This is a genomic window from Streptococcus sp. HMSC066F01, assembly GCF_001837335.1.
GTDB lineage: Bacteria > Bacillota > Bacilli > Lactobacillales > Streptococcaceae > Streptococcus > Streptococcus oralis_S.
Map to the genome: position 1 here is coordinate 592 of NZ_KV832119.1, position 15,152 is coordinate 15,743.

At 41.2% G+C, this 15,152-nt stretch carries 19 protein-coding genes and 1 pseudogene; all 20 read left to right on the forward strand.

Features of this window, described 5'->3' with window-relative positions:
• Window positions 1-1,132 (forward strand): LPXTG cell wall anchor domain-containing protein (locus HMPREF2655_RS07190; protein WP_257367889.1); only part of this gene is annotated, 1,132 nt, incomplete at its 5' end.
• 212 nt (window positions 1,133-1,344) lie between these two features.
• Window positions 1,345-1,599, forward strand: a pseudogene (locus HMPREF2655_RS10465) (methyltransferase domain-containing protein); the annotation flags it as partial.
• A gap of 13 nt (window positions 1,600-1,612) precedes the next feature.
• Window positions 1,613-2,236, forward strand: coding sequence for a Type 1 glutamine amidotransferase-like domain-containing protein (locus HMPREF2655_RS07195; RefSeq protein WP_000811174.1), 624 nt, complete (start codon window positions 1,613-1,615; stop codon window positions 2,234-2,236).
• A 156-nt stretch (window positions 2,237-2,392) separates the two neighbouring features.
• Window positions 2,393-2,569 carry a 30S ribosomal protein S21 gene (rpsU, locus tag HMPREF2655_RS07200; RefSeq protein ID WP_000048054.1) on the forward strand — a complete coding sequence of 59 codons (177 nt, stop codon included), beginning with the start codon at window positions 2,393-2,395 and terminating at the stop codon, window positions 2,567-2,569.
• A gap of 64 nt (window positions 2,570-2,633) precedes the next feature.
• Entirely contained in the window at window positions 2,634-3,596 is a 963-nt protein-coding gene (locus HMPREF2655_RS07205) for a hypothetical protein (RefSeq protein WP_000666153.1), read from the forward strand.
• Between the two features lie 136 nt (window positions 3,597-3,732).
• Complete coding sequence (hprK, locus tag HMPREF2655_RS07210) at window positions 3,733-4,668, forward strand: HPr(Ser) kinase/phosphatase (protein WP_000115190.1); 936 nt, start codon at window positions 3,733-3,735, stop codon at window positions 4,666-4,668.
• The gene (lgt, locus tag HMPREF2655_RS07215) at window positions 4,661-5,449 is read left to right on the forward strand and encodes a prolipoprotein diacylglyceryl transferase (protein ID WP_000609709.1); all 789 of its coding nucleotides are present in this window, start codon (window positions 4,661-4,663) and stop codon (window positions 5,447-5,449) included. The genes hprK and lgt overlap by 8 nt, the downstream gene beginning before the upstream one ends.
• Window positions 5,450-5,833, forward strand: a complete 384-nt coding sequence (locus HMPREF2655_RS07220; RefSeq protein WP_000895033.1) for a DUF948 domain-containing protein — start codon at window positions 5,450-5,452, stop codon at window positions 5,831-5,833.
• Between the two features lie 15 nt (window positions 5,834-5,848).
• Window positions 5,849-6,247, forward strand: a complete 399-nt coding sequence (locus HMPREF2655_RS07225) for a YtxH domain-containing protein (RefSeq protein ID WP_000517391.1) — start codon at window positions 5,849-5,851, stop codon at window positions 6,245-6,247.
• Window positions 6,248-6,320: 73 nt separating this feature from the next.
• The gene (hemW, locus tag HMPREF2655_RS07230; RefSeq protein WP_070838364.1) at window positions 6,321-7,451 is read left to right on the forward strand and encodes a radical SAM family heme chaperone HemW; all 1,131 of its coding nucleotides are present in this window, start codon (window positions 6,321-6,323) and stop codon (window positions 7,449-7,451) included.
• A gap of 4 nt (window positions 7,452-7,455) precedes the next feature.
• The gene (locus HMPREF2655_RS07235; protein WP_070800189.1) at window positions 7,456-8,193 is read left to right on the forward strand and encodes an acyl-[acyl-carrier-protein] thioesterase; all 738 of its coding nucleotides are present in this window, start codon (window positions 7,456-7,458) and stop codon (window positions 8,191-8,193) included.
• Window positions 8,194-8,203: 10 nt separating this feature from the next.
• Window positions 8,204-8,977 (forward strand): TIGR01457 family HAD-type hydrolase, encoded by a 774-nt coding sequence (locus HMPREF2655_RS07240; RefSeq protein WP_070534572.1) that lies wholly within the window; start codon window positions 8,204-8,206, stop codon window positions 8,975-8,977.
• Window positions 8,967-9,584: a TIGR01906 family membrane protein gene (locus tag HMPREF2655_RS07245; protein ID WP_049500826.1), complete on the forward strand. Its 618-nt coding sequence runs from the start codon at window positions 8,967-8,969 to the stop codon at window positions 9,582-9,584. The genes HMPREF2655_RS07240 and HMPREF2655_RS07245 overlap by 11 nt, the downstream gene beginning before the upstream one ends.
• Before the next feature lie 220 nt (window positions 9,585-9,804).
• Window positions 9,805-10,206, forward strand: a complete 402-nt coding sequence (locus HMPREF2655_RS07250) for a Spx/MgsR family RNA polymerase-binding regulatory protein (RefSeq protein WP_000631261.1) — start codon at window positions 9,805-9,807, stop codon at window positions 10,204-10,206.
• Complete coding sequence (locus HMPREF2655_RS07255) at window positions 10,207-10,485, forward strand: UPF0223 family protein (protein ID WP_001041962.1); 279 nt, start codon at window positions 10,207-10,209, stop codon at window positions 10,483-10,485.
• Complete coding sequence (locus HMPREF2655_RS07260; RefSeq protein ID WP_000448234.1) at window positions 10,475-11,248, forward strand: inositol monophosphatase family protein; 774 nt, start codon at window positions 10,475-10,477, stop codon at window positions 11,246-11,248. Before HMPREF2655_RS07255 ends, HMPREF2655_RS07260 begins: the two co-directional genes overlap by 11 nt.
• Window positions 11,249-12,553 carry an RsmF rRNA methyltransferase first C-terminal domain-containing protein gene (locus HMPREF2655_RS07265; RefSeq protein ID WP_070838366.1) on the forward strand — a complete coding sequence of 435 codons (1,305 nt, stop codon included), beginning with the start codon at window positions 11,249-11,251 and terminating at the stop codon, window positions 12,551-12,553.
• A gap of 210 nt (window positions 12,554-12,763) precedes the next feature.
• Window positions 12,764-13,642, forward strand: a complete 879-nt coding sequence (locus tag HMPREF2655_RS07270; protein WP_070838368.1) for a phosphate ABC transporter substrate-binding protein PstS — start codon at window positions 12,764-12,766, stop codon at window positions 13,640-13,642.
• A complete protein-coding gene (pstC, locus tag HMPREF2655_RS07275; protein WP_042902107.1) occupies window positions 13,642-14,559 on the forward strand; it encodes a phosphate ABC transporter permease subunit PstC in 918 nt (305 codons plus the stop codon). Before HMPREF2655_RS07270 ends, pstC begins: the two co-directional genes overlap by 1 nt.
• A partial coding sequence (gene pstA, locus HMPREF2655_RS07280) for a phosphate ABC transporter permease PstA (RefSeq protein ID WP_070838369.1) occupies window positions 14,549-15,152 on the forward strand: 604 nt, incomplete at its 3' end. The genes pstC and pstA, both read left to right, overlap by 11 nt.

The following is a 15,152-nucleotide window of genomic DNA, read 5'->3' on the forward strand; positions in this document are numbered from 1 at the left end:
TGGAAACCCAGATCCAGTCACAGTCAAACGCGTGGATAAGAACGGCACCCCAGTCACTGCGACTTACAGCCCAGAGTTTACGAAAGTAATACCAACTGGTAAAGATACTTCTTCAGTTAACATTAAGGGTCTTGTTCAAACAGGCACCCCAACCTTCCAAGGTGGCGACCCATTAGTTCCAATCGATGAAACTGTGGCAGCAACATTTGAAGATGGATCAACTGAAAAAGTGATTCCAGGTGAAGGGACTTATGCAATCTCACCAGATGGCATCGTCACCTTCACTCCAGAAGCTAATTTTGTAGGAAAGGGAACAGGCGTAACGATTGTCCGCAAGGATAAGAATGGTACTCCAGTTACTGCAAGCTATCGCCCGACAGTTGTAGATCCATCTACTGGTCATGATACGGCTTCTACAGGAGCAAAAGGCCAACCTCAAGTGGCAACACCAGTGTTTGAAGGACATATCGATTCGACTGTACCACCAACCTTTGAGGATGGTAGCACGACTATGGTTGTTCCGGGTGAAGGAAGTTATACAATTGATAAAGATGGTAAGATTACCTTTACTCCAGAACCAGACTTTGTTGGGACAGCTAAAGGATTGGTTGTGAAACGTTTGGATATGTATGGAAATGTAGTTACTGCTCATTACACACCAACTGTCCTTGGACAAACACAAGTGAGTGATGCGACATCAGAAGGTCTTAAAGGTCAAACTCAGACTGGTAAACCAAACTTTACAGGTGATGTCGAGCTGACAGTTCCACCAACCTTTGAAGATGGAACAACTGAAAAAGTCGTTCCAGGTGAAGGAACTTATGTAATCTCACCAGATGGCACCGTCACCTTTACCCCTGAGGCAGACTTTGTAGGACAAGCCAAAGGTGTGAAAGTGATCCGTAAAGATCGCAATGGAAATATCATTTCAGGATTCTATATTCCAACAGTAGTAGAACTTCCTGTGATTGAAAATCCAGAACAACAAGGTATTACAGAAGAAAGAACTACTAAAACTCTTCCAAATACGGGTTCTGAGGAGACATCTCACTTGACAGCTGGTCTATTGGCTGCTTTATCAGGTATGGGATTAATTTCTCTAGCTCAAAGAAAAAAATCTGAGGAAGAATAATTAGTGGTGAAAGTCATCTAGTAAGTTGTTTTAGATACTTGATTGAAATGATTACATTCATTGCTATCTAAGAAGATGTCAGTCTAACAGAAAGAGAGAACCAATTGGTTCTCTCTTTTTGGTAATTGATTTGAAAATCGTCTAATTATTTTGCCTCAATTGTTCACTATCCTGCTAAAGTGGTATAATAAAGTTATTCAGAGGGGGCTCGAAGTTTTGATTTAATCACAGCCTTTCAAACTCATTTTCATTGGCAGGACCTAGAGGCTTCTTTTATGGAACTTTGAAGGATACTCAAATCAGACGGGATACTCTTACTAGCTTGTGAGTATAACAAGTTATCTTACTTTTTACCAGAGGTGCAAAGCGAAGAAGTATTTAGACGATTCTTATTGTTAATAGGGTTTGAGCTCGTAACTAGTCAAAGAAAGGAATCGTGGCTTCTTTATAAAATTGTTAAACATTAATGGAGGGACAGTCATGAAACAATTATTTTTATGTTCATACTTTGCTGGAGTCAAAAAGCTTTTTAGCGATTATGCAAAGGAAAAGAATCTAGAAAACAAGGTTTTATTTATTCCTACCGCTGGGAACAAAGAGGATTATACTGCCTATATCGATGAGGCTCAGCAAACATTCAAAGATTTAGGATTTGAGATAGAGGTTCTAGATATTGCTTCTTGTGATCGAGAAACTGCACAGGCAAAGATTTTCCAAAGCAAGATTCTTTATATCTCTGGTGGGAATACCTTTTATTTATTACAAGAATTAAAGAAAAAGCAACTCCTATCTCTTATCAAAGAACAAATAAGAGATGGGCTGATCTATGTGGGAGAATCAGCAGGGGCTATCATTACCGCCAAGGATGTTGACTACAATAAGCTCATGGATGACAAGACGGTAGCGAAAGAGTTATCGGATACAACGGGATTGAATGAAGTGGAGTTTTACATCCTTCCACATTATGGTGAGGAGCCTTTTACTGATAGTAGCAAGAAGACCTTTGAAACCTATAAAAATCAGCTCGACTTAATGCGAATGAACAATTCACAAGCTGTTATTGTAAATGATAAAGAAATAAAAGTTGTTTCTGAACAGGATTAAAATAATTTTTTTCGCTATTATGACATCTATTCTAATACGTTGTCCCTTTTAAAAAGAAAAGGGAAGATAATATAAGTTTATGTCAGTTTTCCCTTGACAAATATTCATTTTGCGTGTAAAATGGAATAGATCTTGAACTTGAAGGGAGTGAAAAAAATGTCTAAAACAGTAGTACGTAAGAATGAATCTCTTGACGATGCACTTCGTCGTTTCAAACGTGCGGTTACTAAAGCTGGTACTCTTCAAGAAACACGCAAACGTGAATTCTATGAAAAACCTTCTGTAAAACGTAAACGTAAATCAGAAGCAGCTCGTAAACGTAAAAAATTCTAATTTGAAATGAAAGGCTAGACTTGTCTAGTCTTTTTTTGCATAGTATTTAGAGGAACAAATTCTTATGAAAGAGTATATAAAAGAATATCAAAAGATGCGTGAAAATCACTTGGAAGATTGGGGTTATTGTGCTGATCCGATAGATTGGAAGGAATTTGAAGAGTCAAACCAAAGAATTTTTGAAAAGTATTTAACCGATTCAAAAGTATTGTCTGACAAGGTTTTAAGGGTTAAATTGTACAGTAGCTTATTGCTAGATGATATTAAATATTTTGCTTATTATGCTGCGTTTTTAGGTGGGGATTATACACAGTTAAACAATGCGCTATGGCAAACAGGAAGAACCGAGCTGCTGAGAGGCGGTTTGTTGGCAAGTGGAACCATTTATACAGATGGAATTTTGAAAGGCTTGATTACCTCTTTTGCTTGTAACGATTTTTCAGTCATTCCATCATTCATCCCCAAAGATTTACCCTTGTTGAAAGGAACCTATTATCCAGAAAATGTGATGAATCTTTTATACGCTCTTTATTATCAAGATGAAGAAAGATTATCCGAGTCTCTCTTGCGTGCACAACAGTTTTTAGAGAAGAAAAAACGAACTGGTATGGAAGAATTTTCTGTTCGGTATTTTATAAGTTTGGCAAGAAAAGATGCAGTTGCATTAAGTGAGTCCTTACAAAACTTATGTCAAGCTTATCAGAGGCGAGGTTACCCCTATGAAAAGATTGATAAGTGCTTTGCGGATGAGATTCATGGTCTATATCGTTTGGTACGATTTTTTGACCATTCCTTGTTCGAAGAAGTCAGTATGCCATCTCATAAGACTTTTTTGAAGGAGTTTGAAGAATGGCAAGTCCAAAATCAGTTCCCAAAAGGTCAACAGTTCTATACCTATCCTCAAGATATGGCTGATGCAAATAGAATATTAACAAAAGGTCTTCCAAGGATTTACTTAGCAAAATCTGGAAGGGATTTGGTGATAGATGTTGACCGATTTGCAGTAGATTTGTCTCGGTTAATTTGAAGGAGTACGAAAAGACTTCCTAGCCAAATCTTTCCCCAAGAAACATCAAATAAATACTGTAAATCCTGCAAAAAAAGGAAACTTCCAACTACAATCTGATATAATAGTAGGGAGAACTCGATTGAAGGAGGAAATTATGTCGGTTTTAGTAAGAGATGTCATTGAAAAACTCAGACTAGATATTGTCTATGGTGAAGGCGAATTACTTGAAAAAGAAATCAATACTGCGGACATTATGAGACCTGGTCTTGAAATGACGGGCTATTTTGATTACTATACACCAGAACGGATTCAGCTGTTAGGGATGAAGGAGTGGTCCTATTTAGTTGCCATGCCTGCCCAGAACCGTTATCAAGTTTTGAAGAAAATGTTTCTACCTGAAACACCTGCTGTTATCGTGGCTCGTGGTCTGGTAGTGCCAGAGGAAATGTTGAGGGCTGCTAGAGAATGCAAGATTGCGATTTTAACCAGTCGAACAGCAACCAGTCGTTTATCTGGAGAACTTTCTAGCTACCTTGATTCCCGTTTGGCTAAACGTACTAGCGTGCATGGTGTCTTGATGGATATCTATGGCATGGGTGTCTTGATCCAAGGAGATAGCGGTATCGGTAAGAGTGAGACAGGTCTTGAGCTTGTGAAGCGTGGACACCGTCTAGTAGCAGACGATCGTGTAGATATTTATTCTAAGGATGAGATGACTCTTTGGGGCGAACCTGCTGAAATCTTGAAGCATTTGCTTGAGATTCGTGGAGTTGGGATTATCGATATCATGAGTCTTTATGGTGCGAGTGCTGTAAAAGATTCTTCACAAGTTCAGCTAGCAGTTTATTTGGAAAATTATGATACACATAAGACCTTTGATCGTCTTGGAAACAATGCCGAAGAACTCGAAGTTTCTGGTGTAACGATTCCGCGTATCCGCATCCCAGTAAAAACAGGACGCAATATCTCCGTTGTTATTGAGGCGGCTGCCATGAACTACCGCGCTAAAGAAATGGGCTTTGATGCGACACGTTTATTTGAAGAACGCTTGACAAATCTAATCGCTCAAAATGAGGTGAAACATGATTAATCCAGTCGCATTTGAAATTGGCCCCTTTGCTATTCGTTGGTATGCTTTGTGTATTGTAGCTGGTCTGGTTCTGGCAGTCTATCTTGCTATGAAAGAAGCTCCTAAAAAGAAAATTCTATCAGATGATATTTTGGATTTTATCCTGATTGCTTTTCCGGTAGCTATTTTAGGTGCTAGACTATACTACGTGCTCTTTCGCTTAGATTATTATCTGCAAAATCCAGGTGAAATCATCGCCATTTGGAATGGTGGTTTGGCCATTTATGGAGGTTTGATAGCAGGGGCTATTGTCCTTTATATCTTTGCAGATAGAAAGCTGATTAATACTTGGGATTTCTTAGATATTGCAGCACCGAGCGTCATGGTTGCCCAGAGTTTAGGGCGCTGGGGGAACTTCTTTAACCAAGAAGCCTACGGTGCAGCAGTAGATAGTTTGGATTATTTGCCGGGCTTCATTCGTGACCAGATGTACATTGATGGTAGCTACCGTCAGCCGACCTTCTTATATGAGTCGGTTTGGAATCTGATTGGATTTGCTTTGATTCTGATTTTTAGACGAAAATTGAAGGGAATCAGACGTGGTCATATCACTGCTTTCTACTTGATTTGGTATGGTTTTGGTCGTATGATTATCGAAGGAATGCGGACAGACAGCCTCATGTTCTTTGGTCTGCGAGTTTCCCAATGGTTATCAGTTATCCTTATCGGACTCGGTATTTTTATCATACTTTATCAAAATCGAAAGAAAGCACCTTTCTATCATACAGAGGAGGAAAAATAAATGTTAGAAGTTGCATATATACTTGTTGCGATTGCTTTGATTGTCTGTTTAGTCTATTTGACAATCACGATTCAAAAAGCAGGTCGTATGATTGATGAAACAGAGAAAACCATCAAAACGCTAAGCTCAGATGTGAACGTTACCTTGCATCAGACCAATGAATTGTTGGTTAAGGTCAATGTGTTAGCAGACGATATCAATATCAAAGTTGCGACGATTGATCCACTCTTTACGGCGGTGGCAGACTTGTCAGAGTCAGTATCTGATCTCAACCAACATGCGCGTGTTTTAGGCAAAAAAGCTTCATCTGCTGGTTCAAAGACCATCAAAACAGGTGCAGGCTTGTCCGCTCTTCGTGTCGCAAGTAAATTTTTCAAAAAATAAAAAAGGAGAAATCTTATGGGAAAACTATCCTCTATCCTTTTAGGAACAGTTTCAGGTGCTGCTCTTGCTTTGTTCTTAACCAGTGACAAGGGTAAGCAAGTTTGTAGTCAAGCTCAGGATTTTCTAGATGATTTGAGAGAAGATCCAGAATATGCTAGAGAGCAGGTTTGTGAAAAACTAACAGAAGTGAAGGAACAGGCAACTGACTTTGTGCTGAAAACAAAGGAACAAGTAGAATCTGGTGAAATCACTTTTGATAGTGTCCTTGACCAAGCTAAAAACTGTGCTCGACAAGCGACAGAAGCGTCAAAGGAAACCTTTAACAATCTCAAGGAGCAGTGGCAAGAACAGTCAACAACTCCAGACGTTGCTGAAGACCAAGAAGAAATCATCATCGATATTACTGAAGTATAAGGTATCACCATCTCTGGTTTTGGGAGATGGTGATTTTTATCTGCAAGCCTGTCTTTGTGGTATAATAAATACTATGCAGAAAAAACCAACGTCCGCCTACGTGCATATTCCATTTTGCACACAGATTTGTTATTATTGCGACTTTTCAAAAGTATTTATCAAGAATCAACCAGTAGATAGTTACCTGGAGCATCTGCTAGAAGAGTTTCATTCTTATGATATCCAAAAGTTGCGAACTCTCTACATTGGAGGTGGGACGCCAACGGCTTTGTCAGCTCCGCAATTAGAAGTGCTCCTGGATGGCTTGACTAAAAATCTAGACTTGTCTGTCTTGGAAGAGTTGACGATTGAAGCAAACCCAGGAGACTTGGACGCGGATAAGATTGCGGTTTTGAAACAGTCGCCAGTCAATCGTGTTTCCTTGGGTGTGCAGACTTTTGATGATAAAATGCTGAAAAAGATCGGGCGTAGTCACTTGGAGAAGGATATTTATGAAAATATCGACCGCCTCAAACTGGTCGGTTTTGACAATATTTCCATCGATTTGATTTACGCTCTACCTGGTCAAACTATGGATCAGGTCAAGGAAAATATGGCTAAGGCTATCTCGCTTGATATTCCTCATATGAGTCTTTATAGCTTGATTTTGGAAAATCATACGGTCTTTATGAACCGCATGCGACGAGGGAAGTTGCCCCTACCCAAGGAGGAACTGGAAGCGGAGATGTTTGAGTACATCATCGCAGAACTGGAGCGAGCTGGTTTTGAGCATTATGAGATTTCCAATTTCTCTAAGCCTGGCTTTGAAAGTCGCCACAATCTCATGTACTGGGACAATGCCGAGTATTATGGTATCGGTGCGGGTGCTTCGGGTTATGTGAACGGGGTGCGTTATAAAAACCACGGTCCTATCCGCCACTATCTCAATGCGGTAGAGGCAGGAAATGCTCGGATTACAGAAGAACACCTGAGTCAAAGGGAGCAGATGGAAGAAGAAATGTTCCTAGGTCTCCGGAAAAAATCCGGGGTTTCCATGGCGCGATTTGAGGAGAAATTTGGACGGTCCTTTGATAGACTTTATGGCGAGATCATCAGAGACTTGGTTCAACAAGGACTTATGCAGATAGACGGTGATCGTGTCCGAATGACAAAGAGAGGTCTCTTCTTGGGAGACACTGTAGCAGAACGATTTATTTTGGAGTAGAACAATGGGCTTAACTTATCAAATGAAAATGAAAATTCCTTTTGATATGGCGGACATGAACGGTCATATCAAACTTCCAGATGTGATTTTGCTCTCCTTGCAGGTATCAGGTGTGCAGTCGATTGAACTGGGAGTTAGCGACAAGGACGTGTTGGAGCGCTACAATCTAGTCTGGATTATTACAGACTATGCGATTGACGTGGTTCGCTTGCCTCGCTTTGCTGAGGAGATTACGATTGAAACAGAAGCATTGACTTACAATCGTCTTTTTTGCTACCGCCGTTTCACTATCTATGATGAAGCAGGTAAAGAAATCATTCGCATGGTAGCAACCTTTGTTCTCATGGACAGGGACAGTCGGAAAGTTCATGCTGTCGAACCGGAGATTGTTGCGCCTTACCAGTCTGAATTTGATAAAAAACTCATCCGCGGGCCAAAATATGCAAATCTAGAAGATCCGATCAGTAAAGACTACCATGTTCGTTTTTACGACTTGGATATGAATGGTCATGTTAATAACAGTAAATACCTGGATTGGATTTTTGAGGTTATGGGAGCAGATTTTTTGACCAAGTATATTCCAAAGAAAATCAATCTCAAATATGTCAAAGAAGTGCGACCGGGTGGCATGATTGCTTCAGCTTATGAACTCAAGGGACTAGAAAGCAAGCATGAGATTATCAGTGATGGCGAGATTAATGCCCAAGCTATGATTACTTGGCAAGAAATTGAAGGCAATTAGAAAGGACGATATGACTTATAAAGGTTATTTAATTGATTTAGATGGAACCATTTACAAGGGGAAAGACCGAATTCCGACAGGAGAGGCTTTTGTCCATGAGTTACAAAAAAGAGAAATTCCCTACCTCTTTGTGACCAACAATACAACCCGAACTCCTGAGAGTGTTCAAGAGATGTTGGCTAAGAATTTTAATATCAACACGCCTTTATCAACTGTCTACACGGCAACCTTGGCAACCATCGACTATATGAATGACTTGGAATTGGAAAAGACAGTCTATGTCATCGGAGAAGCAGGACTCAAGGATGCTATCCAGGCTGCAGGTTATGCGGAAGACAAGGAAAATCCTGCCTATGTGGTCGTTGGACTGGACTGGCAAGTTGACTATGAAAAATTTGCCACAGCAACCCTAGCTATCCAAAAGGGTGCTCACTTTATCGGAACCAATCCAGACCTCAATATCCCGACGGAACGTGGTCTCTTGCCTGGTGCTGGTTCACTAATTACACTTCTTGAGGTAGCAACACGGGTCAAACCAGTTTATATCGGGAAACCAAATGCGATTATCATGGACAAGGCAGTTGAGCACTTGGGCTTGAAAAGAGAAGAATTGCTCATGGTCGGGGATAACTACCTGACAGATATCCGAGCAGGAATTGACAATGGCATTCCAACTCTCTTGGTGACGACAGGTTTTACCAAGGCAGAAGAAGTGGCTGACCTACCAATCGCACCAACTCATGTGGTGTCTAGCCTTGCGGAGTGGAATTTTGATGAAAACTAAACTAACCTTTTGGGGAAGTATGCTCTTTCTCCTCTCCCTGTCTATCCTACTGACGATTTATCTGGCATGGGTTTTCTATCCCATGGAGATTCAGTGGCTGAACTTAGAGGATCGAGTCTATCTAAAGCCAGAAACCATTCAGTACAATTTTCATATCTTGATGAATTACCTGACTAATCCCTTTAGTCAGGTCTTAGAGATGCCAGATTTTCGTTCATCAGCGGCAGGTCTACATCACTTTGCGGTGGTGAAGAATCTCTTCCACTTGGTTCAGCTAGTTGCCCTAGTGACACTTCCAAGTTTCTATTTCTTTGTTAGAAAGATTGTAAAAAAAGGCTTTTTGCCCCTATATCGTAAAAGTATCCTAGCTCTAGTACTATTGCCTCTAATCATTGGCCTTGTAGGAGTGTTGATTGGTTTTGAGCAATTCTTTACTCTTTTCCATCAGATTCTCTTTGTGGGAGACGATACCTGGCTTTTTGATCCAGCAAAGGATCCCGTTATTTGGATTTTGCCAGAGACTTTCTTCCTCCATGCCTTTTTACTTTTCTTTGCTTTGTATGAAGGAATGTTTGGTTTCCTTTTTGTTAAAGCTTCAAGGAAATAGTGGAAAAAGTTCTGTATTTTTAATAAAAAACGAGAGAAGTTGCTCTACTCCCTATTTATTATTAGGTTATCCTAAAGATAAACTTGCAAAGCAGGAGATTTTTGCAGAAAACAGTCTATTTTCTATGAAAAAATAGGCTTTTTTTCTAAAAATACCTAGTCAAGCGCTTTATTTTTTTGTATAATAGAAATAGCAAGTATAGATAAAAGAAGAGAAAAGCATGATTACACTATTTTTATCACCGAGTTGTACATCATGTCGTAAGGCAAAGGCTTGGTTAGAGACGCATAAAGTGCCCTTTCAAGAGCATAATATTATGACTAGTCCTTTAACAAGAAAAGAATTACAACATATTCTTTCCTTGACCGAAAATGGTACTGATGACATCATTTCAACTCGTTCAAAAATTTTTCAAAAATTGGATATTGATGTAGAGAGTATCTCAGTATCGGAGTTGCTTCAGTTGATTGAGCAATATCCTAGTCTTTTGCGTCGCCCAATTATTATAGATACAAAACGCATGCAGATCGGTTTTAATGAAGATGAGATTCGTGCTTTTCTCCCTCGTAGTTACCGTAAACAAGAATTGAAAGAAGCAACATTGAGAGCTGGTATAGGATAGATGAACAAACAGTATAGTTACCCACTAGATTTGTCGTGGAGCACTGAAGAACTTGCTTCAGTGCTTTCTTTTTTTAATGATGTTGAAGCTGCTTATGAAGATAAGGTAGAAGCAAAAAAACTGCTAGATTCTTACAAGAAATTTAAGTCGGTGGTTCCGAGCAAAAGCGAAGAAAAACGCTTAGGTCGCGAATTTGAGACAGCTAGCGGTTATTCCTGCTATCATGCAGTTCAATTAGCAAAAGAAAAAAGAGAAGGGAAGATTTCTCTTGGAAACTAAATTTGAATTTGCCAAACAGATTGTGCAGGACGCTGCTAACTATATTTTGGCTCACATGAAAGAAGATTTGCAGGTTGAGCGCAAGTCTTCCCCTACAGACTTGGTGACGCGTTTGGACAAGGAGGTCCAGGAACTCTTGGTTGATCGGATCAAGTCCACCTATCCTGAGGATCTGATTTGCGCGGAAGAGGGCTGTTTACGTGCTGCAATCGGTCAAGGTTCTGTTTGGGTGATTGATCCCATTGACGGTACCAATAACTTTGTCGCCCAGCAGGAAGATTTTGCCGTGATGTTGGCTTATTTTGAGAATGGTGTGGGCAAATTTGGTATTATTTATGATGTCATGAAAGGTGATTGTTACCATGGTGGTGGTGCCTTTCCTCCTTGCCGCAATAATGAGCCCTTACCGCCTTTTAAAAAGAAACCTCTTCAAGAATTCTTAGTTGCCGGTAACTCAGGTATGTTTGAAAGCAATGAGTGGGGCTTGGCGGATTTGGGTCGAGCAGCGTTGGGAGTCCGTGTCTATGGCAGTGCGGCCATTAGTTTTGCCAAGGTTTTATCTGGTCGTCTTCTGACTTATATTACCTACCTGCAACCATGGGATTACGCTGCGGCCAGTATCTTAGGGGAAAGTCTGGGTTATCGTCTTCTTACGGTATCAGGTGAGCCCGCTGATTTTAAAACGCGTCAGCCTGTCATGATGGTGCCAATCGAGATGCAAGAAGAGATTCAGTCTTATATCTACGAAAGGAAAGAGAACTAAATGCAATTTCCAGAAGGATTTGTTGAAAAATATGAAGAGATACTAGAAGATGAGGCAAGAGACTTTCTTGCCTCTTTTAAACAAGAAGCAGTTTCGGCTTTTCGAGTCAATCCCTTAAAAGAAAGTCAGTTATCGTTTGCAGATGCTATTCCCCATACACCTTGGGGGTATTATGGTAAGGTTTCTGGAAAGTCACCAGAGCACGCGACCGGTCTTGTTTATTCGCAAGAGCCTGCAGCCCAAATGGTGGCCCAGGTAGCTCAACCCCTTCCCGGTATGAAGGTCTTGGACTTGGCGGCGGCTCCAGGTGGAAAATCCACTCAACTAGCAGCTTATCTGGCTAATCAAGGAGTCCTTGTTTCCAACGAAATCTCAAGCAAGCGTGCTAAAATTTTAGTGGAAAATATGGAGCGATTTGGAGCGACAAATGTTGTTGTGACTAATGAATCTGCTGACCGCTTGGCCAAGGTTTTTAAAGGTTACTTTGATGTGATTGTCCTTGATGCACCTTGCTCGGGTGAAGGGATGTTTCGTAAGCAGCCAGATGCCATGGATTATTGGAGCCTCGATTATCCGAGCCAATGCGCCAGTCTCCAAAGAGAGATTTTAGAAGATGCAGTCACCATGCTTGCAGAAGGTGGCCGTCTGGTTTATTCGACCTGTACATGGGCGCCAGAGGAAAACGAAGAGATCGTTCGCTGGCTACTAGATGCTTATGATTTTGAATTACTTCCAGTCGAGCATGTGAATGGTATGGTAGCAGGTATTAATCTTCCTGAAACGGCTCGGATGTACCCTCATCATTTTAAGGGAGAAGGTCAGTTTGTTGCCCATTTGCAGTTCAAGGGAGAAAATCCAGCAGCCAAATTCAAAGCCAGCAAGAGCAATCTCAGTCGTGAACAATTGGCTTTGTGGCAAGAATTTGCCCAAAAACACTTGCAGGTCAATCTAACTGGTATCTTGCAAACTTTTGGAGACCAACTCTATCTCTTACCAGAGATGCTACCTGATCTAGGGAAACTCAAAATTGCCCGAAATGGGCTCCATCTGGGGACGTTTAAGAAGAAACGTTTCGAACCAAGCTTTGCTCTGGGATTAGCCTTGAAACCAAGTCAAGTAAAACAAAGTGTCGAAATCAAGGATGAGGACTTTGTAAAATATGTGGCTGGTGAGACCGTTCAATTGTCTGAAGCTCGACCAAATGGATGGTACCAAGTTGTGGTTCAAGGAAACGGATTAGGCTTTGCCAAGGTAACGGGAAATGTTTTGAAAAATTATTATCCAAAAGGACTCAGATTCAGGTGAAAAAGCTAGTCAAAGAGCCTATTCTATGTTATAGTGGAAGTATGAGTTTTTTCTGATAGTCTTTCATTATTACTTATATTATACGATGGAATTGTCCGCTCCTAAGAATGACTAGATAAAATGAAGAGGGGCAATCATTGATGATAATTGGATGATCAGGACAAACGGAAGAAATCAGAACATTTATCATTATGTTCAAGGAGAATAACAGTGAAAAAAAGAAAAAAGCTCGTCATGTCTCTTGCAGCTCTTTTGATGGCAGGTTCTCTTGCAGGATGTGCTAGCTGGATTGATCGTGGAGAATCCATGACAGCCGTTGGTTCAACTGCTCTTCAGCCTCTTGTCGAAGCGGCAGCAGATGAATTTGGTTCTAGAAACATCGGAAAAACAGTCAATGTTCAAGGTGGTGGATCGGGTACAGGACTATCCCAAGTCCAGTCTGGAGCAGTTGACATCGGGAACTCTGACGTCTTTGCAGAGGAAAAAGAAGGAATCGATGCTTCAGCACTAGTAGACCACAAGGTTGCAGTGGCTGGTCTTGCAGTGATTGTAAACAAGGAAGTGGATGTTGAAAATCTCACAACCGAGCAACTTCGCAAGATCTTTACAGGTGAAGTGACCAACTGGAAAGAAGTTGGGGGCAAAGACCTGGCCATTTCAATCATCAACCGAGCAGCAAGTTCTGGTTCACGAGCGACGTTTGATACGGTCGTTATGAATGGCCAATCGGCAATGCAGAGCCAAGAACAGGATTCTAACGGGATGGTCAAGTCTATTGTATCCCAAACGCCTGGAGCCATTTCTTACTTGGCTTTTGCCTATGTAGATGACTCCGTGAAAAGCATGAAACTGAATGGGTATGAACCTACATCTGAAAATGTAACGACCAACAACTGGCCTTTGTGGTCTTATGAACATATGTACACACTTGGTCAGCCAAATGAGTTAGCTGCAGAATTCCTGAATTTCGTCCTCTCAGGTGAAGCTCAAAATGGAATTGTTAAGGGCATGGGCTATATCTCTATCAATGAAATGAAAGTCCAAAAGGATGCTTCAGGTACCGTTACAGCAGTAGAAGGAGGTCAATAATGAATCAAGAAGAATTATCTAAAAAATTACTCTCTCCTTCAAAGAACTCTCGCCTTGAGAAGTTTGGTAAAGGTTTGACCTTCACCTGCCTTTCTTTGATTGTTATCATTGTGGCCATGATTTTGATTTTTGTAGCCCAAAAAGGCTTATCGACCTTCTTTGTCAATGGGGTCAACATCTTTGATTTCCTCTTTGGACAAACTTGGAATCCTTCTGGGAAACAATTTGGTGCCCTTCCGATGATTTTGGGTTCCTTTATTGTGACGATTTTATCTGCCCTCATCGCAACACCCTTCGCTATCGGAGCTGCAGTCTTTATGACAGAAGTCTCACCAAAGGGTGCAAAGATTTTGCAACCAGCCATTGAACTCCTCGTCGGTATTCCTTCAGTCGTCTATGGATTTATCGGTTTGCAAGTTGTGGTGCCTTTTGTTCGTAGCGTCTTTGGTGGAACTGGTTTTGGGATTTTGTCAGGGATTTTCGTTCTTTTTGTCATGATCCTACCAACTGTAACCTTTATGACAACAGACAGCTTGCGTGCTGTTCCTCGTCATTACCGTGAAGCTAGTTTAGCTATGGGAGCCACTCGTTGGCAAACCATCTGGCGTGTGACCTTGAAAGCAGCACGTTCAGGGATTTTCACTGCAGTGGTCTTTGGGATGGCGCGTGCCTTTGGTGAAGCCCTTGCCATTCAGATGGTTGTCGGAAACTCAGCCGTTGTCCCAACCTCGCTAACAACACCAGCTGCGACCTTGACATCTGTATTGACTATGGGGATCGGAAATACCGTCATGGGAACGGTTGATAATAACGTTCTCTGGTCACTGGCCTTGGTATTGCTCTTAATGAGTTTGGCCTTTAACAGTGTGATTAAATTGATTACGAAAGAAAGAGGAAAGAAAAACTATGCACGCTAAGAAATTAGATAAACTTGCAACAGCTGTCCTCTATACCATCGCGGGTATCATCGTGACCATCTGGGCGTCCTTGATTCTCTACATCCTGGTTCGAGGGTTACCTCATATCTCTTGGTCTTTCTTGACTGGGAAGTCTTCCTCTTATCAAGCAGGTGGGGGTATTGGGATTCAGCTCTACAATTCCTTCTTCCTTCTGGTCATTACCTTGATCATTTCTGTTCCCCTATCTATGGGAGCTGGTGTTTTCCTCGCTGAGTATGCCAAAAAAGGACCTGTGACCAATTTTATTCGTACCTGTATTGAGATTTTGTCTTCTCTACCATCAGTCGTTGTGGGTCTCTTTGGTTACTTGATCTTTGTAGTCCAGTTTGAGTATGGATTTTCAATCATTTCAGGTGCCTTGGCCTTGACAGTCTTTAACCTCCCTCAGATGACTCGAAATGTTGAGGACAGTTTAAAACACGTTCACCATACGCAACGTGAGGCTGGTTTGGCCCTTGGAATTTCTCGTTGGGAGACGGTGGTCCATGTCGTCATTCCAGAAGCCCTTCCAGGTATCGTAACGGGTGTTGTCTTGGCATCTGGTCGTATCT